The sequence below is a fragment of the Paracidovorax sp. genome (assembly GCF_057642795.1).
The window spans coordinates 277524-297597 of the sequence record NZ_JBXYZY010000037.1; the positions used below are offsets into that span (position 1 = coordinate 277524).

The following is a 20074-nucleotide window of genomic DNA, read 5'->3' on the forward strand; positions in this document are numbered from 1 at the left end:
GGACCGGGAAACAGGGCCCGGCTCAGGGCCTCGCCGCAGGAGCCGCCGCCACCGGCACGGCGCCCTCGGCGGCAGGCTGTGGCCGGCGCGCATAGCGCTGGGCCAGCACGGCGCAGATCATCAGCTGCATCTGGTGGAACAGCATCAGCGGCAGCACCATGGCGCCCACCGCCTGAGGGGCGAACAGCACGTTGGCCATGGGCACGCCGCTGGCCAGGCTCTTCTTGGAGCCGCAGAAGACGATGGTGATTTCGTCTTCCTTCGAGAAACCCAGCCGGCGCGCCAGCAGGGTGGACGAGGTGATGGCCAGCGCCAGAATCACGCCGCACACGAAGAAGAGGCCCAGCAACGCCTTCAGCGGCATCTGCTGCCACAGGCCTTCGATCACCGCCGCGCTGAAAGCTGTGTAGACCACCAGCAGGATGGAGCCCTGGTCCACCAGCTTGAGCACCGAGGCGCGGCGCTTGACGAAGCCGCCGATCCAGGGCCGCAGCAGGTGGCCGGCGACAAAGGGCACCAGCAGCTGCAGCATGATGCGGCCGATGCCGGCCAGCGCGCCCGGGTGCTGCCCGCCGACCGCGCCCGCCACCATCTGCGGCAGCAGCAGATTGACCAGGACGGGCGTGATGAAGATACCCAGCAGCGTGGAGGCCGATGCGCTGCAGATCGCCGCGGGCATGTTGCCCCGCGCCATGGCGGTGAAGGCGATGGCCGACTGCACCGTGGCTGGCAGCACGCAGAGATAGATCACGCCGGCATAGAGCTCGGGCGTGACCAGCGGCTCCAGCACCGGCCGCAGCGCCCAGCCCAGCAGCGGGAACAGCACGAAGGTGCAGGCGATCACCAGCAGGTGCAGCCGCCAGTGCGACAGGCCCGCCACGATGGCCTCGCGCGAGAGCTTGGCGCCGTGCAGGAAGAAGAGCAGCGCGATGGCAGCGACGGTCAGGTTTTCAAACACATGCGCGGCCATGCCGGAGGCCGGCAGCACGCTGGCCAGCGCGACGGTGGAAAGCAGCGCCAGCACGTAGTTGTCGGGCAGGAAACGGGGGCGGACCATGGCGTATCTCAGATCGGAAAGAATGGGAATGCGCCGATTGGAACCCACCGCCATCTAGAAGTGAAATGGATTCTTCTGATGGTTCTATGATCGCAGCGCATGAATGTCACCCTGCGCCAGCTGCATGTTTTCCAGGCCGTGGCCGCCACCCGCAACTTCAGCCGCGCGGGCGATGCGGTGGGGCTGACGCAGCCTGCCGTGAGCCGCTCCATCACCGAGCTGGAGGCGCAGCTGGGCCTGAAGCTGCTGCACCGTACCACCCGCGAGGTCGAGCTGACCGAGGCCGGCCGCAGCCTGGCAGCCCGCCTGCCGCGCCTGCTCGACGAGCTCGAAGGCATGCTGCTGGACGTGCGCGGCATGGGCAGCGCGCGCCGCAGCCGCGTGCGCGTGGCCAGCAGCCCCACGCTGTCGGCCCACCTCATGCCCGAATGCATCGCCCGCTGCCGCGACTCGCTGCCGGGCGTGGAGCTGCTGCTGCTCGACCGCATCCAGAACGACGTGCTGGCGAGCGTGCTCTCGGGCGAAGTGGATTTCGGCGTGGTCATCGACCCCAGCGACCGGGATGCCCTGCACTGCGAGCCGATCCTGACCGACCCGTTCTGCCTGGCCTGCCCGCCCGGCCACCGGCTGGCGGCCAAGGCCCGCGTGCGCTGGGCAGACCTCGCCGGCGAATCGCTGGTGCTGCTGGACCACGCCTCCGGCAGCCGCCGCCTGATCGACCAGGCCCTGGCCGCGCAGGCCGTGCCGCATACCGTGGCGCAGGAGGTGGGCCATGCCACCACCATCTTCCGCATGCTCGATGCGGGCCTGGGCATCTCCGTCATCCCTACGCTGGCCGTGCCGCCCGAAGGCCTGCCGCGCCTGGCCGTGCGCCCGCTCGTGCCGCGCGTGGACCGCGAGATCGTGCTGGCCCGGCGCCGGCACCGCGAGCTGGCGCCCATGGCCCAGGCCGTGTGGGAGCTGGTGGGCGAGGTGGCGCGGCAGCGCAAGGGCCTATCGACCGGCTGAGCCGCTCGCCCCGGCGATACTTTCGGCTCCTGCCTACCCCGACACATGCCATGTCCGAAACCCGCGCGCTCTACCCCGACATCGAACCCTACGAGACCGGCCTGCTCGACGTGGGCGACGGCCACTGCGTGTACTACGAGCGAGTGGGAACGCCCGGGGCCAAGCCGGCCGTGTTTCTGCACGGCGGCCCAGGCGGCGGCATCTCGCCAGCGCACCGGCGCCTGTTCGACCCGGCCCGCTACGACCTGCTGCTGTTCGACCAGCGCGGCTGCGGCCGCTCGACACCGCACGCGGGGCTGGAGGCCAACACCACCTGGCATCTGGTGGATGACATCGAGGCCCTGCGCCAGTTGCGCCCCGGCACCGAGCGTTGGCTGGTGTTCGGGGGCTCCTGGGGCTCGACCCTGGCACTGGCCTACGCACAAAAGCACCCGCAACGCGTGAGCGAATTGGTGCTGCGCGGGGTCTACACCGTGACCAAAGCCGAGCTGGACTGGTACTACCAGTACGGGGTATCGGAGATGTTTCCCGAAAAGTGGGCACGCTTCCAGGCACCTGTGCCGCCGGCCGAGCGCGGTCACATGATCGCGGCCTACCACCGGCTGCTGACGGGCCCGGACCTGGCCCGCCAACAAGAAGCGGCCCTGGCCTGGAGCCTGTGGGAGGGCGAGACCATCACGCTGCTGCCCAGCGCCGCCAATCACGACCAGCATGCCGACGCCCACTTCGCCCTGGCCTTCGCCCGGCTGGAGAACCACTATTTCATGCATGGCGCCTGGCTGGAAGACGGCCAGCTGCTGCGCGAGGCCCATCGCCTGTCCGGCATTCCGGGCGTCATCGTGCATGGCCGCTACGACATGCCCTGCCCGGCGCGTTATGCGTACGCGCTGCATCAGGCCTGGCCCGGTTCGGAGTTCCACCTGGTCGAGGGTGCCGGCCATGCCTGGACCGAACCCGGCATCCTGAGCCGCCTGCTGGACGCGACGGACCGCTTCGCTGCGCTCTAGTGTGCGGCGGTCCGGCAGACAGCTACCCATGCAATGGCGTCCTGCCCCGGGACGCGATCCCTCCATTTCATGGGCGGCAGCTGTCTGCGGGCGAGCGCACGGGTTGGTGCCCACCTACCGGGCCGACATCCACGTTTGACGTGGCCGCCAGATCTCAGTTCCTGGCATGCGCAGTGGCGCGCGCGGCTGCCGCTGCGCAAGGCACTGGCAGCGGAAGGCCTGCAGGCATGCACGGTCATGGCCTTCAACCACCTCGTTTCGCGCCATCCCGAGACCCGCCGCGAGCGCCCGCCGGAAAGGTCTCCCTCGCCCCTCCTCATGCCGGCACGCCCGCCCTCTCGGCCAGATACCGCTGCAGGCCTGCCACCAGCGCGTCGAAGGTCGCACGGCAGCGCGGGCTGTGGCGCAGGTCCTCGTGCATCACCACCCAGGTCTCCAGACCCCAGGCGAAATCCCCGGGCAGTACGCGCACCAGGGCCGGCGCGCGCAGTGCCAGCCCGGTCTGGCAGATGCCCAGACCCAGTCCTGCGCGGATGCAGGCGAGCTGCGCCAGGTCGCTGTCGCTGCGCAGGCTGAAGCGCTCGCGCTGCCAGGCGGGGAAGCGCTGGCGTGCCGAGCGGATGAAGGGCGTCTCCGCATCGAAGCCGATCAGCCGGTGCCCCTCGAGTTCGGCCAGCGACTGCGGGGTGCCCTGGCGCCGCAGGTAGTCGGGGTGGGCATGGAGGCCCAGATCGACGGCACCCACGCGGCGCGCCACCAGCGCCTCCTGGCGCGGCTCGGTCATGCGGATGGCGATGTCGGCCTCGCGCTGCAGCAGGTCATGCATGCGGTCGCTCAGCGCCAGTTCCACGGTCAGCGCCGGGTAGTCGGCCTGCAGGCGCGCCAGCACGGGCGGCAGCACCTCGGTGCCGATGACGTGGCTGGCGCTCACGCGCACCGTGCCGCGCACGCCGCCGCCCTGCGCATGGGCGGCGCGCACCAGGGCCGCCGCCGCATGGCCCATGGCCTCGGCATGGGACTGCAGCGCGAGCGCCGCCTCGGTGGGCAGCAGGCCCTGCTGCGAGCGGGTGAAGAGCACCAGGCCCAGCGCCTCTTCCAGCGCCGCGATGTGCCGGCCGATGGTGGGCTGGGTCAGGCCCAGGGCGCGGGCCGCCGCGGAGAGCGAGCCCTCGCGCAGCACGGCGAGACAAGAGCGGTACAGCTCCCAGCCGATGTCGTGGGTACGGGGCGAATCCATACGCCAATGTATAGCCGCCCCACTTTTTTAGGCAATTTCCTTTTGACCGCCGCAGACCCAGACTGGCGCCATTCCTTCCAGGAGCACGGACATGGCAGACGACACGGCAGACGGCAGAACGGTTCTGGTCCTCGGGGCCACGGGCGGCATCGGCGGCGAGGTGGCGCGCCAGCTGCGCGAGCGGGGCTGGCAGGTGCGCGCGCTGCGCCGCAGCCTGCCGCCGGGGGCGCCGGCACGCACCACCCGCTGGCAGAGCGAGGGCATCACCTGGCTGCGCGGCGATGCGATGCGGCGGGGCGACGTGCTGGCCGCCGCGCGCGGCTGCGCCGTGATCGTGCATGCGGTGAACCCGCCCGGCTACCGCCGCTGGAACGAGCTGGTGCTGCCCATGGTGGACAACACCATCGCCGCCGCGCAGGCCGAAGGCGCCACCGTGGTGCTGCCCGGCACGGTCTACAACTACGGGCCGGGCGCCTTCGGCGCGCTGCATGAAGATGCGCCGCAGCAGCCCCTGACGCGCAAGGGCGCGATCCGTGTGGAGCTGGAACGCCGGCTGCGCCAGGCCACGGTGGAGCACCCGCTGCAGCGCGGCTGCCGTGTGATCGTCGTGCGCGCCGGCGATTTCTTCGGGCCCCGGGCGGGCAACAACTGGTTCGCACAAGGGCTGGTGCGCCCAGGCCGCCCGGTGGCGGTGGTGCGCAACCCCGCCGCGCCCGGCACGGGCCACCAGTGGGCCTACCTGCCCGACGTGGCGCGCACCATGGCGCTGCTGCTGGAGCGGCGCGCCGGCCTGCCGGCCTTCGCCACTTTCCATATGGCTGGCCACTGGGACGCGGACGGCACGCAGTTGGCCGCCGCCATCCAGCGCGCGGCAGTGCAGCAAGGCGACAGCGCCGTGCCCCCGGTGCGGCCGTTTCCGTGGTGGCTGGTGACGCTGGCCTCGCCCTTCGTCCCCACGCTGTGGGAGATGCGCGAGATGCGCTACCTCTGGCGCCAGCCCGTGCGCCTTGGGGGCGAGCGGCTGCGCAGCGTGCTGGGCGCGGAGCCGCACACGCTGCTGGACGAGGCCGGGCGCACCACGCTGCAGGGACTGGGCTGTCTTCGGGCGCCGCACGGGCGCTGCTGAGCGGGGCCGGCTCGCCGCTTTACCGGGATCGCTTCGCCCCCACATCAGCGGACTGCGGGCGACGCAGCCCCTTCCATGCGCCTCGGTGCTACCAGCCGAAGAACGCCGCCAGCACCAGCGCCGCCTCGGGCGTGAAGGCGCCGGCGGCCAGCCGCGCCTGCAACTCGGCCGGGGCCAGCGCCTCGAAGCGCTCGACCTCGCCATCCTGGTTGGCGGGTGCCAGGCCGTGCGGCACCGTGGCGCGGAACCAGTCGATGCGCTCGACCATGTACCCGGCGCCAGCCGCCTCGGCGCCGGCGCCGCCATCGCCGCCGGCCTCGCAGGGTCGGGCGAAGTCCACATGGCCGCCATGCTCGACGGTCTGCAGATCGGCAATGGCGAGGCCCGCCTCCTCCCAGGTCTCGCGGGCCAGCGCCTCTTCGAGCGTGTCGGCGGCGGAGACCATGCCGCCCATGAGGGTGTCCCACTGGCCGGGGTGCGTGGCCTTGCCGAGCGAGCGCTGCTGCACCCACATCGCGCCCTCGGGCGTGCAGGCCACGAGGTGGACGGCGCGGGTGGCTATGCCCAGCGGCCGCACGGCGCCGCGCTCCACCGTACCGACGCGCCGGCCGGCCGCATCGGCCACGGCCAGCTGCTCGTCGCGCCAGGGGCCGCAGCGGCCGGCGGTGCGCAGGAGCCGGGCCAGGGCATTGAGCGCGGCGGTGGCATCGCAGGCGCCGGCATCGGCCCGGCGCAACTGCCAGACTCCCGAACCGGATTGCTCCTCTTTTGATAGCGAAAGGCCGAGATCAATCAAGGGCAGCAGGTCGATTCCATCGAAAACATCGGCAGCCACCGAGCCCACCACCTGCCCCGCCACCGCGAAAGGCAGCCGGGGCCGCACGGGCGGACGCTGGGCGGCGGCGCGGGCCGGAGCGACCCACGCCGGGCGCGGCGGGCAAGGCTGCGCGCTCACGACAGCGTGAGGATGGTGCAGCCGGTGGTCTTGCGCGCTTCCAGGTCGCGGTGCGCCTGCTGCACGTCGGCCAGCCGGTAGCGCTGGTCGATGTGCATCTTCACCGCGCCGCTCTCCACCACCTTGAAGAGGTCATCCGCCATGGCCTGGGTGGCCTCGCGGCTGGCGATGTGGGTGAACAGCGTCTGGCGGGTGACGTAGAGCGAGCCCTTGGCGCCCAGGCTGCCGGGCGCGAACGGCGGCACCGGGCCGGAGGCGTTGCCGAAGCTGGCCATGAGGCCGAAGGGCCGCAGGCAGTCGAGCGATTTCTCCCAGGTGTCCTTGCCCACCGAGTCATACACCACCTTCACGCCTTTGCCGCCGGTGATCTCCTTGACCCGCGCGGCGAAGTCGTCCGTGGCGTAGTTGATGGCGTGCGCCGCGCCGTTATCCAGCGCCAACTGGCATTTGGCGTCGGAGCCGGCTGTGCCGATGAGCTGCAGGCCCAGCGCCTTCGCCCATTGGCAGGCGATCAGGCCCACACCGCCCGCAGCGGCATGGAACAGCACGAAGTCGCCCGGCGCGAGGCCTTCGACCGGCAGCGTCTTCTTGAGCAGGTATTGCGCGGTGAGGCCCTTGAGCATCATGGCCGCGCCGGTTTCGAAGTCGATGCCGTCCGGCAGGCGGCAGACGTTCTGCGCGGGCATCACGCGCACCTCGCAGTAGCTGCCGGGCGGGTTGGCGGCATAGGCAGCGCGGTCGCCCGCGCGCAGGTGGGTAACGCCCTCGCCCACGGCCTCGACCACGCCGGCGCCCTCCATGCCGATGCCGGCGGGCATCTGCAGCGGGTAGAGCCCGGTGCGGTGATAGACGTCGATGAAGTTCAGCCCCACGGCGTGGTGGCGGATGCGGATCTGGCCGGGGCCGGGCTGGCCGACTTCGACGTCGGCCACATGCAACTCTTCGGGGCCGCCATGCTGGCGGATCTGGACGGCGAGGCTCATGGGGAAGGTTCTCCGGAAAAGAAGAGAAAGAAGCGGAAGGACGGACGATGGCGCGCGCAGCATCCTGCCATGTTTCAGGGCGCACTGCAGGGCGGGCTGCGCGGGCCAGCGGCTACAGTTGCGGCCCATGACGCAACGACTTTCGCCCTCCACGGTGGGCATGCTGACCGCCGCGCCGCTCCTGTGGGCCGGCAATGCCGTGGTGGGCCGGCTGGTGCACACGATGGTGCCGCCGCTCACGCTGAATTTCATCCGCTGGGTGCTGGCCTTCGCGATCCTGCTGCCGCTGGCGTGGCGCGTGCTACGGCCGGACAGCCCGCTCTGGCCGCACTGGCGGCGCTATGCGCTGCTGGGCCTGCTGGGCATCGGCTGCTACAACGCGCTGCAATACCTGGCGCTGCAGACCTCCACGCCGCTGAACGTGACGCTGGTCGGTTCGGGCCTGCCGGTGTGGATGCTGGTGATCGGCGCCCTCTTCTTCGGCGCGCCGGTCACCCGCCGGCACGTGACGGGCGCGCTGCTGTCCATTGCCGGGGTACTGGTGGTGCTGAGCCGGGGGGAATGGGGGCAGCTGCTGGCGCTGCGCCTGGTGCCGGGCGATCTCTTCATGGTGCTGGCCACCGTGTGCTGGGGCTTCTACAGCTGGCTGCTGGCACGCACCAGCGAACCCGCCTCGGTGCGCACGGACTGGGCCGCCTTCCTGCTCGCGCAGATGGTGTTCGGGCTGGCCTGGTCGGGCGCCTTCACGGGTGCCGAATGGGCGCTGGCGCCGCGGCACATCGCCTGGGGCGGGCCGCTGGCGGCCGCGCTGGCCTTCATCGCCGTGGGTCCGGCCGTGCTGGCCTACCGCTGGTGGGGCGTGGGCGTGCAGCGCGCGGGCCCGGCGGTGGCCAGCTTCTTCATCAACCTGACGCCGCTCTTTGCGGCAGTGCTCTCGGCCGCGTTCCTGGGCGAAGTTCCGCACCTCTATCACGCGGCCGCCTTCCTGCTCATCGTGGCGGGCATCGTGGCCTCTTCGCGGCGGTGACGGCCCCGACCCATCCCCCTCCGGATAGCCCCCAGCGCTCACGAGGGCGGCACCAGCAGCTATTCAAACGATAGCATCGGGATCCACCGCCGGTGCCGTGACCTGCTGGACCTGGCCCTGCTCCAGCGACCGCTCCAGGGCCAGCGCACGCAGTTGGTCGGCCGGCATGGGCCGGCCCAGCAGGTAGCCCTGGTAGAGGTGGCAACCGAAGCTGGCGAGAAAGTCGCGCTGCGCCTCGGTCTCCACGCCTTCGGCGATCACTTCGAGTTCCAGGTTGCGTGCCATGCCGATGATGGTCTGCACGATCACGCTGTCGGTGTGGCGCACGCCCAGGTTGCGCACGAACGACTGGTCGATCTTGAGCTGTTGCAACGGCAGCTGCGTGAGGTAGGCGAGCGACGAGTAGCCGGTGCCGAAATCATCCACCGAAAAGCGCACGCCCTTGGTGCGCAGCAGGTGCATCTTCGCCACGGATTCCTCCACGTTGTCCAGCACCAGCGACTCGGTCAGCTCCAGCTCCAGCAGGTGCGGGCGGATGCCGGTCTGCTGGATGACCTGGATCAGCTGGGGCACGAAGTCGGCCTGGTGGAACTGCCGGGCGCTCACGTTCACGGCCAGGTGGAGGTGGCGCAACAGCGGGTCGCCCTCCCACAGGGCCAGTTGCTCGCAGGCCGTGCGCAGCACCCATTCGCCCAGCGGCACGATGAACTCGCTGTCCTCGGCCACCCCGATGAACTGGCCCGGCATCACCAAACCGCGCTCCGGGTGCTGCCAGCGGATCAGGGCCTCCACGCCCACCAGCCGGCCCGCGAGCGTGCATTGCGGCTGGTAGTGCAGCACGAACTGCCCCAAAGTCAGCGCCTCGCGCATGTCGGCCTCCAGCTTGGCGCGTGCGCTGATGGCCTCCTGCATGGCCGGGTCGAAGAAGCACAGCCCGTCGCCGCGCTGCGCCTTGACCTGGTACATGGCGATGTCGGCCTGCCTGAGCAGTTCAGCCGCTGGCTGCGGCTTATGGCCGAACAGGGTCACGCCGATGCTGCAGCTCTGCTGGTGCGCATAGGCGCCCAGCTGGTAAGGCTGGTTCAGTTGATGCAGGATCTTCTCGCCAATGCGGCGGGTGGTGGCGGCCGCCTCCTCGTTGTCGCTGGAGAGGTCGCGCAGCATGACGACGAACTCATCCCCGCCCAGCCGGGCCACGGTATCGGTGGAGCGCACGGCGCCCGCAAGACGCCGCGCCACCTGCTGCAGCAGCTGGTCGCCCACCTCATGGCCCAGCGTGTCGTTGAGCGTCTTGAATTCGTCCAGATCGAGGAACAGCAAGGCGCCGCGCTCGCCCGAGCGCTCGGCAGCAGACTCGGCCTGATTCAGCCGGTCGAGCAGCAGGCGGCGGTTGGGCAGGCCGGTGAGTGGGTCGTAGAAAGCCAGGCTTTCGATTTCGGCCGAGGCCCGGCGCATGTCGGTCACATCGTTGTAGGAGATGACCATGCCGCCGTCGGGCGTAGTGCGCTCCGTGATCTGGATGCAGTGGCCATTGGGAAGTGCCTGCTCGTGCGTGGCCCGCGGAAAACGCTGCTGCAGCATGCGCTCCGCTACCCACTCGCTGCGGGCAGCTCGATCTCCGTTGGGCAGCAGGTGGCGCGCCGACTCCTCCAGCAGCTCCTGGAACGGCATGCCGACGCGCACCACCGGCCCCAGCCACGGATAGATCTCCACGAACCGCGGATTCCACTGCAGCACGCGGTGCATGGAGTCGAGCAGCAGAAACCCCGTGATGAGCGAGGTCAGCGCCTGCTGCAGCGTGGCCTGCGACTGCTTCATGGCCCGGCGCGCCCGGTTCATGCGGTTGAGATAGGCGACCGAGAACCCGGTCGCCGCCAGCAGCGTGACGCCGAACATCAGCGTGACCAGCACGATGGCGTTGCGCTCCGAGCGCCAGTTCGCCAGCGCGGCTTTCACCGGCAGGCTGGCGGAAACCCACAGGTCCGGGTAGAGGATGGGCCGGGCCACCACGAGCGCCGGCATGCCGGACAGGCGCGCAGGCAGGCTCCAGCGCGCAAGGCCGCTGTTCACCTGCAGCGAAGCGTCCGGATCGCTGTGGCCGCCCGAGGCGCCGAGATCGCTCGGGTCGCTGGCAGAGGATTTGGACTCGCGGCGGGCGCCTGGAGCGGCCGCGCCGGACATCAGCATCAGGTCGGCCAGCGGCATCACCGCTGCTGAGCGGCGCATCTCTCCCCGACCAGAGACGCCCAGCAACACGTCGCCCGCACCGTGCTCCATCGTCACTTCGAGCGCGGGAATGTCGGCCCCCTGCATGAGCACCGCCACCAGCATGCTGACCGGCACCTGGGCCAGCGCCAGCAGCTGCCGCTCCGGGGCCACCCGCAGTGTGCGGGCGAAGAAGATCACCCGCTCCGAACTGGAGAAGCTGACCGTGGGCTGGCTGGCCACCAGCACCGGTACGGGCTGGCTCATGGCCTCGTCGAAGAAGCCGGCCGGCAGGTCGCGCGCCGCGTTGAGCCCCGACAGATCAGACGCTGCCACGACCTTGCCGCGCTCGTCCATCACCGCCACGTAGCGCACCAGGAGGTTCTGGCGCGCCGCGCTGCGCAGCAGCTGCCGCACCCCATCCTGTCCCGACGGCCCCTCATCGGGGGCGCCGGGCAGTTCGAGCAGCTCGCCGGTGCTGGCCAACAGCACGTCGAACGACAGCAGCGAACGGTTCATCGCCGCCTCCGCCCCCGAGATGAAGCGCACCACCTGGGCTTCGCTCTCGGACAAGGCCGTCTTGCGCACATTCCAGATCAGCAGCGTGGTCGCCAGTACCAGGGCCACCAGCAGGCAGCCGGCCACCGCCCACAGGGCGATGCGGGTGTTGGTGGAGCTGGGCTCGAATTGCTTCATGGTCCTACGGATAGGTCCGCGCTGCGGCCCTGGGCACCGATGGTACGTGCCCAGATCTGGTCACAGCGCCCGGCGCAGCGGCGCAGCCAGCGGGGCAGCACGGCCGTGCGGAAGATTTCAACGCGCTGGCGCTCGTCCGCAGGGGACACGGGCACCAGCGTCATGGAGCCTCGCCGGCCGGTGCGGCAATCCGCACGGCCGAGGTTGCAGGCTACGCCCTCTGCAGTCTCACGCTCGGCGTTGTCCCAGATCGCAGCCTCCAGCCGGGCGAGCTCGGTGCGCAGCAACTGGCGATCCGCCGGCGGCAGTGCGTTCCAGGCCGCGCGGTTGGCCCCGAACACCGCCATGCCCCAATTGAGCGGCAGCGGGTGGAGATAGCTGGTGAGAGTGTCCACCCCGAGCGTGTTGCCCGCCATGCCGCCCGTCACCGCGCATTCGGTCTCGCCCGACTCCAAGCTGTTGCGCTGTTGCGTGAAGCTGGTCACCACGGGCTCGGCACCTACGGCCGCGAGGAAGTCCGCCTGCGCCGAAGAGGACACGCGCACGCGCCGGCCCTTGAGGTCGCCCAGCCCCTTCAGCGGACGTTTGCAGAACGTGATTTGCGCGGGGTAGATGTAGAGCGCGAGCATCTCCACGCCCTGCTCCTGCCGCAGCGCCTGCTCAAGATACGGACGGAACGCAGCAGTCGTCACACGCAGGCCGGCGACGTCGCCGCTCAGGCCCGGCAGATCGGCTGCGGTGTATTGCGGATAGAACGCAGAGAAGGAACTCATCAGCGCGGTCCCGAACGGCACCACACCCAGCTGCAGCAGCCGCAGCATCTCGACGCCGGGAATGCCGGCGCGATCGAACGGCACGATGTCCGCGGAGAGCCGGCCGCCGCTCAGGCGGGGCAGCTCGGTGGTCCAGAAAGGCTGCTCGAAACGGGTGTACTGGCTGATGCCGCCCAGCCCGCCCACCACGCGCAGGCGGATGGGCGCACCGGCATACTGGACCGCACGCTGCTGCGCGCTGGACGCACTCGCCGATGCTGGTCCCGATCCAGGCGCTGCAGAAGCCGATGCCATCTGCACGGCCGCTGCAGCCGATGCGCACACGTACGCACACAAACCCGCCGCCAGCGGACGGGGGCCGCACCGGCCCAGGAGCGCAAGCAGTGAAAGCGACAAATACGGCATCTGCGGCATGGCTTCCTCCCTTGGATCGGACACAACCTAGGCAGCAGTCTCCCGGCCCGTATGGCCGCCATTGTGCGCGGAGACGGTGCCGAAAGGTGCAATGACCACCCACAGCATATCCACGCAAGAGGCCCGCCCCTGGAGCATCCGCCCGCGCCTCAGAAGGTGCCGCTGTAGGCGCCTCCGTCCGCCAGAACGTTCTGGCCTGTCATGTAGCCGGCCTGCACGCTGCAGAGAAAGGCGCAGATGGCGCCGAATTCCTGCGGCGTGCCATAGCGTCCGGCGGGGATGGATGCCTGCTGCGCGCGGCGCACATCGTCCACGCTCTTGCCCGACTTGGAAGACGCCGCCATCACCGTGGCGGCAAGACGGTCGGTGTCGAACTTGCCGGGCAGCAGGTTGTTGATGGTCACACCCCGCGCCGCGATGCCGCTGCGCGCCGTGCCGGCCACGAAGCCCGTGAGCCCGCTGCGAGCGCCGTTGGACAGGCCCAGGATGTCGATGGGCGCCTTCACAGCGCTGGAGGTGATGTTGACGATGCGGCCAAAGCCGCGCTCGGCCATGCCGTCCACCGTGGCCTTGATGAGTTCGATGGGCGTGAGCATGTTGGCGTCCACCGCCTTGATCCAGGCCTCGCGGTCCCAGTCGCGGAAGTCGCCCGTGGGCGGGCCGCCCGCGTTCGTGACCACGATATCGAACGCCGTCCCAGGCCCGCCCGGCACCGCGAACGCGGCGGCGCGGCCCTCGGGCGTGGTGATATCGGCTGCCACAGAGAGCACCACGGGCTGCGGCCCTTTCATGCCGCCGGCCCGCGTGGCGTCTTCGGAGGCTGCGACCAGATGCCCGACGGAACGGTGCAGCGCCTCGGCATTGCGCGCATTGATGACGACGTTCACGCCCTCGCGCACCAGGGCCTCGGCGCAGCCCAGCCCCAGCCCCTTGCTGGCGCCACACACCAGCGCCCACTTACCAGCGATACCCAGATCCATAAATCAAACGCTCCTTTGGTGGCCTCGGGGCCGGGATGTCAGGTCGCAGGAATCATAGTGGCGAACCACGCGATCCGGCTGCTCCAATGGCTATGGCACGGCGCGACCGGTAGCCTTCACCTCAGCCCCCGCGCACCCGGGCCAGGCGCGTGAATACGAAGATCCCCACCAACACCAAAGCCGTGCCCGCAGCGATGGCCGGCGTGAAGGGCTCGCCCAGCAGCCACACCCCCAGCAGGATGGTGGAAAGCGGCCCGATCATCCCGGTCTGCGCCGTCAGGTCGGCGCCGATGCGCTCGATGGCCAGCATCACCAGCAGCACCGGAACCGCGGTGCAGAGCGTGGCGTTCAGCAGCGACAGCCCGATCACCTCAGGCGCCACCCACGCAGCCGACAGCGGCCGCAGCACTACGAATTGCACCAGACAGCACAGGCACGCCACCGTGGTGGCCAGTCCCACCAGCCGCAGGGCGCCCAGGCGCCGCACCATCTCGCCGCTATAGACGAGGTACACCGCATAGCTCACCGCCGAGAGGAACACCAGCAGCACGCCCCAGGCCACGTGCGCGCCCTGCAGGCGCACCTCGGTACCGAACACCAGCAGCACGCCGCAGTAGCTGATGACCATCCCCAGCAGCTGCCCCCAGCGCACGCGGCGCCCGTAGAGCCCCCAGCCCAGCAGCACCACCAGCGTGGGGTTGAGATACAGGATCAACCGCTCCAGACCGGCGCTGATGTAGGCCAGACCCGCGAAATCGAGAAAGCTCGCCAGGTAGTAGCCCGTGAAGCCCAGCCACGCCACCCCAGCCCAGTCGCGCCGCGTGAGCGGTGCGCAGCCCCGGCTGGCCCACCAGGCCATGGCCGCGAAGATGGGCAGGGCGAACAGCATGCGGTACATGATCAGCGTCACGGCATCCACCCCGTGCCGGTAGGCCAGCTTGACGATGATGGCCTTGGCGCTGAAGGCGATGGCGCCGAAGAAGGCCAGCACCAGCCCCAGTCTGAGCGAAGGAGTGCGCTGCTGCGGCGGAGGTGGGGAGGAGGTATCGAGCGGCATGGGGATGGGAAGTGGCGAGAAGGGCGCAGCGCCAAGGCGAGGGATCAGCGCACGGGCAGTCCCGATTGTGGTGGCGTGCCGGCGACCCCAATGCAAACGGCACCCGAAGGTGCCGTCTTGTTGCAGCAGGCCAGGCACCGCCAGTCGCGGTGCCTGCCTGCGGGAAAGGCGCCGGTCAGTCCTCGACGAAGGCCTCTTCGCGCTTGTTCTTCACGGCCGGCAGCAGCACGATGATGAGCAGCAGCACGGCGGCGGCCAGCAGTCCCGCAGAGATGGGACGCGTGACGAACACACTCCAGTCGCCGCGCGAGAGCAGCAGTGCCCGGCGCAGGTTCTCTTCCATCATCGGTCCGAGGATGAAGCCCAGCAGCAGCGGCGCAGGTTCGGTGCCCAGCTTGTGGAAGATGTAGCCGATGAAACCGAAGATGCCCACCAGCCACACGTCGAAGGTGTTGTTGTTGGTGCCATACACGCCCACCGCGCAGAACAGCACGATGGAAGGGAACAGCCAGCGATAGGGCACGGTCAGCAGCTTGATCCACATGCCGATCAGCGGCAGATTCAGGATGATGAGCATGGCATTGCCCAGCCACATCGAGGCGATCAGGCCCCAGAACAGCTCGGGGTTGCTGGTCATCACCTGCGGGCCCGGCTGGATGTTGTGGATGGTCATGGCACCCACCATCAGCGCCATCACCGCGTTGGGGGGAATGCCCAGCGTCAGCAGCGGGATGAAGGAGGTCTGCGCACCGGCGTTGTTGGCCGACTCGGGAGCCGCCACGCCGCGGATGTTGCCCTTGCCGAAGGGCACTTCGCCCGGCTTCAGCTTGGTCTTCTTCTCGATCGTGTAGGCCGCGAAAGCCGCCAGCAGAGCGCCGCCGCCGGGCAGGATGCCCAGAGCGGAACCCAGAGCCGTGCCGCGCAGCACCGCGGGAATCATGCGCTTGAAATCTTCCTTGGTGGGGAACAGGCCCTGCACCTTGGCCGTGAACACCTCGCGGTCTTCCTCGGGCTTGGAGAGGTTGGCGATGATTTCACCGTAGCCGAAAACGCCCATGGCGATCACGACGAAGTTGATGCCGTCGGTCAGCTCGGGGATGTCGAAGCTGTAGCGGGCCACGCCCGAGTTCACGTCGGTGCCCACCAGGCCCATCAGCAGGCCCAGCACGATCATGGCCACGGCCTTGAGCAGCGAGCCCGAGGCCAGCACCACTGCGCCGATCAGGCCCAGCACCATCAGCGAGAAGTATTCGGCCGGGCCGAACTTGAAGGCGACTTCGGTCAGCGGCGGGGCGAAGGCGGCCAGGATCAGGGTGCCCACGCAGCCCGCGAAGAACGAGCCCAGGCCGGCAGCGGCGAGCGCGGGGCCCGCACGGCCCTTGCGCGCCATCTGGTAGCCGTCGATCACGGTGACCACCGACGATGACTCGCCCGGCAGGTTCACCAGGATGGCGGTGGTCGAGCCCCCATACTGCGCGCCGTAGTAGATGCCGGCCAGCATGATGAGCGCGGCCACGGGGGGCAGCGCGTAGGTCGCGGGCAGCAGCATGGCGATGGTCGCCACAGGCCCGATACCGGGCAGCACGCCGATCAGCGTCCCCAAGATACAGCCGATCAGGCAGTAGATGAGGTTCTGGAAGGTGAAGGCGACGCCGAAGCCAGTCGCCAGGTTGTCAAACAATTCCATGGTTTTCGATGCTCCCGCTCAACCCGAAATGAAACTGGGCCACACGGGGAACTGCAGTTTCAGCGCCCAGACGAAAGCCACGTAGCTACCCACCGCCAGGATGGTGGCGAGGATGAAGACTTCCTTGGCGTTGAAGGTGTCGCCGGCCAGACTGGCGATGAACACCAGCGCGTAGATGGCCACGATCAGCCCCATGGCCGGCACGCCGAAGCTGGGCAGGCCCGCCAGCAGCACACCGAACGCGAAGTTGGAAGCGAGGATGAAGAACAGCGGCTTCCAGGCCCACTTGCCGATCTTGTCGCCGTCGGCGCTTTCCACCACGGTGGAATAGAACACGATGGCGCCACCCAGAATGGCCAGGAGGATGCCCAGGATCAGCGGGAAGTAGCCCGGGCCCATGCGCGCACCGGAGCCCACGCTGTAGGTGGTGGCACCCACGGCGAACGCGACCCCCACGCCCATGAACATGAGCCCTGAGAAGAAGTCTTTCTGACTCTTGATTTTCACGAAAACATCTCCTTACGGGAAATTGACAGGCGATTGTGCAGCCCGCTCTTGCCCGTATCGTTGTGGATACCACCTACCGGGCGCCTAGGGAAAACCGCAGGTCGCGCAGGGCCCGCGACGCTCACTCCATCGGAGGGGTAGAGGCGATGACTTCGTCGAGCGTGGTCAGGCCCTCGGCCACGCGCAGCGCGCCCGCAAGGCGCAGCGGGCGCATGCCGTCCTGCACGGCCTGGCGGCGCAGCTGGTCGATGGAGGGCGTCTGGTGGATACGCTCCTTGAGCGCCTCGCTCACGGTCAGCAGCTCGTAGAGGCCCATGCGGCCGCGAAAGCCGGTCATGCGGCAGTCCACGCAGCCCGCCGGGCGGTAGGGCTGGTAGCTGCCGTTGAGCTTCCAGGGCTTGACGACCTCGGCCAGCGCCTCGGGCCGGGCCTCGGTATCGCGCACGCGGCACTGGCGGCAGAGCGTGCGCACCAGCCGCTGCGCCAGCACGCCCAGCAGCGTGGCGTTGATGAGATAGGGCGGCACGCCCAGCTCCATGAGCCGGGTGACGGCGCTGGGCGCATCGTTGGTGTGCAGCGTGCTGAAGACGAGGTGGCCGGTGAGCGCGGCCTGCACCGCCATGTCGGCCGTAGCCAGGTCGCGGATCTCGCCCACCATGAGCACGTCCGGGTCCTGGCGCATCAGCGCCCGCAGGCCTTCGGCGAAATTGAAGTCCAGCTGCGGCTGCACCTGCGTCTGGTTGAAGCTGGGCTCGATCATCTCGATCGGGTCCTCCACCGTGCTCACGTTGACCTCTTCGGTCGCCACGCGCTTGAGCGTGGAATAAAGCGTGGTGGTCTTGCCCGAGCCTGTGGGCCCGGTCACCAAAATGATGCCGTGCGGACGCTTGACGAGCTGCTCCCAGCGCTGCGCGTCGTGCTGCGAGAAACCCAGCGCATCCAGGTCCTTGACGGCGTTGTCGGGGTCGAAGATGCGCATCACCATCTTCTCGCCGAAGGCCGTGGGCAGGGTCGAGAGGCGCATTTCCACCTCTTCGCCGCGCGGGTTGCGGGTCTTGATGCGGCCGTCCTGCGGGCGGCGGCGCTCCACCACGTCCATGCGGCCCAGCAACTTCACCCGGGCCACCATGGCGTTGAGCACGCCCATGGGCATCTGATAGACCGGGTGCAGCACGCCGTCGATGCGGAATCGGATCACGCCCTGCTCGCGGCGCGGCTCCAGGTGGATGTCGCTGGCGCGCTGGTCGAAGGCGTACTGCCAGAGCCAGTCCACCACGCGGACCACGCCCTGGTCGTTGGCGTCGAGCTGCTTGTTGCTCTGATTCAGCTCCACCAGCTGCTCGAAGCTGCTGGCACCGCTGTTGCTGCCGGATTTCTGCGCAGCGCGCACCGACTTGGCCAGCGCGAAGAATTCGGCCGTGTAGCGCTGGATGTCCAGCGGGTTGGCGACCACGCGACGCACGCGGCGGCGCGACTGGCGCTCCACCTCGGTCACCCAGTCGTCGATGAAGGGCTCGGCCGTGGCCACCACCACTTCCTGCGGCGTCACCTGCACGGGCAGCACCTTGTGGCGCTCGGCATAGCTCGCGCTCATGGCGTCGGCCACGCGGCCCACATCCACCTTCAGCGGGTCGATGCGCAGATAGGCCAGGCCGCTGCGGTTCGCCACGTACTGCGTGAGCATCTCCACGTCCAGCGGCTTGCCGTCGGCCGCGCGCGCCATGGCCACGTTGGCCAGCCGCACCAGCGGGTGCTGGCGGCTCTCGGCCTGGGCGCAGCGGGCGATGGTGCGGTCGGCCTCCTCGCTGGCGATGACGCCGTCAGAGCGCAGCCATTCGACGATGCGGCGCCAGTCGAGCGGGCCGGCTGGGGTGGCGGGAGCGGCAGCAGCGGTGGCGGGGGCATCCATGGCAGGTCTTTCGATGTCAGGCCACGGGCTTGAAGACGCGCGGCCACTTGGCGGCCGGCAGGTCCCAGCGGGCCTGCACGGCCTCCGCGCGGGCCAGCAGTTCAGCGCGCTTGGGCGCCGTGGGCGTGCGCTGGGCCAGCACCACGGTGTTGCCCTCGCGCGTGGGCTTGAAGGCCCAGAGCGCGTCGGCGCCGAAGGCCTCGACCATCTTGCCCAGGCTGCGTTCGTAGCTGGAAGAGCGGCCGAAGAGGTTGACCGTCATGGCACCGTCGTCGGTCAGCAGGGCGCGGCAGTCGGCGTAGAACTCGGCGCTGTCGAGCACGGGCGCGGCGGCCTCGTGGTCATACAGATCGACCGCCAGCGCATCGACCGTGCCCAGCCATTCGGGCTTGCGGATCTCGCGGGCGGCATCGGCCAGCACCACGCGCAGCTTGGCGCCGTCGGGCGGCAGCTTGAACCAGCTGCGGCAGACGGCCACCACCTGCGGGTTGAGCTCAATGGCGGTGCAGCACATGCGCAGCTTCTTGTGGCAGAACTTGGTGATGGCGCCCGCACCCAGGCCCAGCTGCATGGCGTGGCGCTTGCCCACGCTGGCGGGCTCCACGAAGAGCAACCAGGCCATCATGCGCTGCACGTATTCCAGCTCAATATCGAAGGGCTCGGCCACGCGCATGGAGCCCTGGATCCAGGGCGTGCCCAGATGCAGGTGGCGCACGTCTCCGTCTTCGGAGACGCTGACTTCGGGCAGCTCGGCCGCGGGCGCGGATTTCTTGCGGGCCGGCGCACGCGCGGCGGAGGGTTGGGGGACGGTCGTCGAATCAGTCACATCAAAAATCAGGTCAGGTCAGTTAGTCGCATCCATCCAGCAGGCCGAAAGGGGCCAGCGCCTCGGCCCAGGCCGCGCATTTGCGCTCGAAGCTCCAGGAAGCGTTCGCCGGGCTGGTCGAAGGCAGCCTCAAGGAGGCGATGGCGCCCTCGCCTCCCGCATCCTGGGGCGGCAGCCCCAGGCTGGCGCGCACGGCACGGGCATGGCGGAAGCTTTCCCCGCCATTGTGGGCGATGGCGGCCAGCGCCGGCACGGCGGCGCGCAAGGCCGCGAAATCGTTGACCACGGCGTTGCGGATATCCGCGTCCAGGCTGCCTTCGCGTTCGCAGGCGGCATAGACATCCCACAGGCCCAGCCCTCGCTCCAGCAGCCAGGCGCAGCGGCCGGCGTAGTCCCCGGGCCCAGGCTGCGGCTGGCCCGGCCAAAGTGCCTGCAGGATGCGCCAGAACTGATTCTGCGGATGGCCGTAGTACTGCCCCGCCCGCAGCGAGGCCACGCCCGGAAAGCTGCCCAGGATGAGCACGCGCGTGCCGGCCGACACCACGGGCGGCAGGCCGGTGAGCTGCGGCGCGGCGGGCGGGGTAGGCATGGCGGGCACGGGGCTGGGAGTCATCTGGGGC

General features: G+C 69.5%; 17 protein-coding genes. 4 read left to right on the forward strand and 13 right to left on the reverse strand.

Annotation, left to right across the window (positions count from 1 at the left end; genetic code table 11):
• Nucleotides 1-22: 22 nt before the first annotated feature.
• Complete coding sequence (locus tag AC3A84_RS15890) at nucleotides 23-1057, reverse strand: bile acid:sodium symporter family protein (RefSeq protein ID WP_487970997.1); 1035 nt, start codon at nucleotides 1055-1057, stop codon at nucleotides 23-25.
• A gap of 99 nt (nucleotides 1058-1156) precedes the next feature.
• On the opposite strand from AC3A84_RS15890, the gene AC3A84_RS15895 reads away from it, so the two are divergent.
• Together AC3A84_RS15895 and pip are read left to right on the forward strand one after the other, a co-directional pair.
• Complete coding sequence (locus AC3A84_RS15895; protein WP_487970998.1) at nucleotides 1157-2065, forward strand: LysR family transcriptional regulator; 909 nt, start codon at nucleotides 1157-1159, stop codon at nucleotides 2063-2065.
• A gap of 50 nt (nucleotides 2066-2115) precedes the next feature.
• Complete coding sequence (gene pip / locus AC3A84_RS15900; protein WP_487970999.1) at nucleotides 2116-3072, forward strand: prolyl aminopeptidase; 957 nt, start codon at nucleotides 2116-2118, stop codon at nucleotides 3070-3072.
• A 316-nt stretch (nucleotides 3073-3388) separates the two neighbouring features.
• Here pip and AC3A84_RS15905 read toward each other — a convergent pair whose 3' ends face one another.
• A complete protein-coding gene (locus tag AC3A84_RS15905) occupies nucleotides 3389-4309 on the reverse strand; it encodes a LysR family transcriptional regulator (RefSeq protein WP_487971000.1) in 921 nt (306 codons plus the stop codon).
• A 91-nt stretch (nucleotides 4310-4400) separates the two neighbouring features.
• Here AC3A84_RS15905 and AC3A84_RS15910 point away from each other — a divergent pair, with 91 nt between their 5' ends.
• Entirely contained in the window at nucleotides 4401-5435 is a 1035-nt protein-coding gene (locus tag AC3A84_RS15910) for an NAD(P)H-binding protein (RefSeq protein ID WP_487971001.1), read from the forward strand.
• An 88-nt stretch (nucleotides 5436-5523) separates the two neighbouring features.
• Here AC3A84_RS15910 and AC3A84_RS15915 read toward each other — a convergent pair whose 3' ends face one another.
• On the reverse strand, nucleotides 5524-6390 hold the full coding sequence (locus AC3A84_RS15915; RefSeq protein ID WP_487971002.1) for an NUDIX hydrolase: 867 nt from the start codon (nucleotides 6388-6390) through the stop codon (nucleotides 5524-5526).
• On the reverse strand, nucleotides 6387-7373 hold the full coding sequence (locus AC3A84_RS15920) for a quinone oxidoreductase family protein (RefSeq protein ID WP_487971003.1): 987 nt from the start codon (nucleotides 7371-7373) through the stop codon (nucleotides 6387-6389). Before AC3A84_RS15920 ends, AC3A84_RS15915 begins: the two co-directional genes overlap by 4 nt.
• Before the next feature lie 127 nt (nucleotides 7374-7500).
• Between AC3A84_RS15920 and AC3A84_RS15925 the strand changes: the two genes are divergently transcribed.
• A complete protein-coding gene (locus tag AC3A84_RS15925) occupies nucleotides 7501-8400 on the forward strand; it encodes a DMT family transporter (RefSeq protein ID WP_487971004.1) in 900 nt (299 codons plus the stop codon).
• Between the two features lie 63 nt (nucleotides 8401-8463).
• Here the strand turns inward: AC3A84_RS15925 and AC3A84_RS15930 are convergent, their stop codons facing one another.
• The 9 genes from AC3A84_RS15930 to AC3A84_RS15970 all read right to left on the reverse strand — a co-directional run bounded on the left by AC3A84_RS15930 (nucleotide 8464) and on the right by AC3A84_RS15970 (nucleotide 20067).
• Nucleotides 8464-11301 (reverse strand): bifunctional diguanylate cyclase/phosphodiesterase, encoded by a 2838-nt coding sequence (locus AC3A84_RS15930; RefSeq protein ID WP_487971005.1) that lies wholly within the window; start codon nucleotides 11299-11301, stop codon nucleotides 8464-8466.
• Nucleotides 11298-12368 carry a TRAP transporter substrate-binding protein gene (locus AC3A84_RS15935; protein WP_487971006.1) on the reverse strand — a complete coding sequence of 357 codons (1071 nt, stop codon included), beginning with the start codon at nucleotides 12366-12368 and terminating at the stop codon, nucleotides 11298-11300. Before AC3A84_RS15935 ends, AC3A84_RS15930 begins: the two co-directional genes overlap by 4 nt.
• A gap of 269 nt (nucleotides 12369-12637) precedes the next feature.
• Nucleotides 12638-13468, reverse strand: coding sequence for an SDR family oxidoreductase (locus AC3A84_RS15940; protein ID WP_487971007.1), 831 nt, complete (start codon nucleotides 13466-13468; stop codon nucleotides 12638-12640).
• 121 nt (nucleotides 13469-13589) lie between these two features.
• On the reverse strand, nucleotides 13590-14525 hold the full coding sequence (locus tag AC3A84_RS15945; RefSeq protein WP_487971008.1) for a DMT family transporter: 936 nt from the start codon (nucleotides 14523-14525) through the stop codon (nucleotides 13590-13592).
• Between the two features lie 175 nt (nucleotides 14526-14700).
• A complete protein-coding gene (locus tag AC3A84_RS15950; RefSeq protein WP_487971009.1) occupies nucleotides 14701-16212 on the reverse strand; it encodes a tripartite tricarboxylate transporter permease in 1512 nt (503 codons plus the stop codon).
• An 18-nt stretch (nucleotides 16213-16230) separates the two neighbouring features.
• Nucleotides 16231-16719, reverse strand: coding sequence for a tripartite tricarboxylate transporter TctB family protein (locus AC3A84_RS15955; protein ID WP_288512178.1), 489 nt, complete (start codon nucleotides 16717-16719; stop codon nucleotides 16231-16233).
• Nucleotides 16720-16840: 121 nt separating this feature from the next.
• A complete protein-coding gene (gene tfpB / locus AC3A84_RS15960; RefSeq protein ID WP_487971010.1) occupies nucleotides 16841-18628 on the reverse strand; it encodes a type IV pilus assembly ATPase TfpB in 1788 nt (595 codons plus the stop codon).
• Between the two features lie 16 nt (nucleotides 18629-18644).
• A complete protein-coding gene (locus AC3A84_RS15965; protein WP_487971061.1) occupies nucleotides 18645-19376 on the reverse strand; it encodes a class I SAM-dependent methyltransferase in 732 nt (243 codons plus the stop codon).
• 100 nt (nucleotides 19377-19476) lie between these two features.
• Entirely contained in the window at nucleotides 19477-20067 is a 591-nt protein-coding gene (locus AC3A84_RS15970) for a DNA-deoxyinosine glycosylase (RefSeq protein ID WP_487971011.1), read from the reverse strand.
• Nucleotides 20068-20074 lie beyond the last annotated feature (7 nt).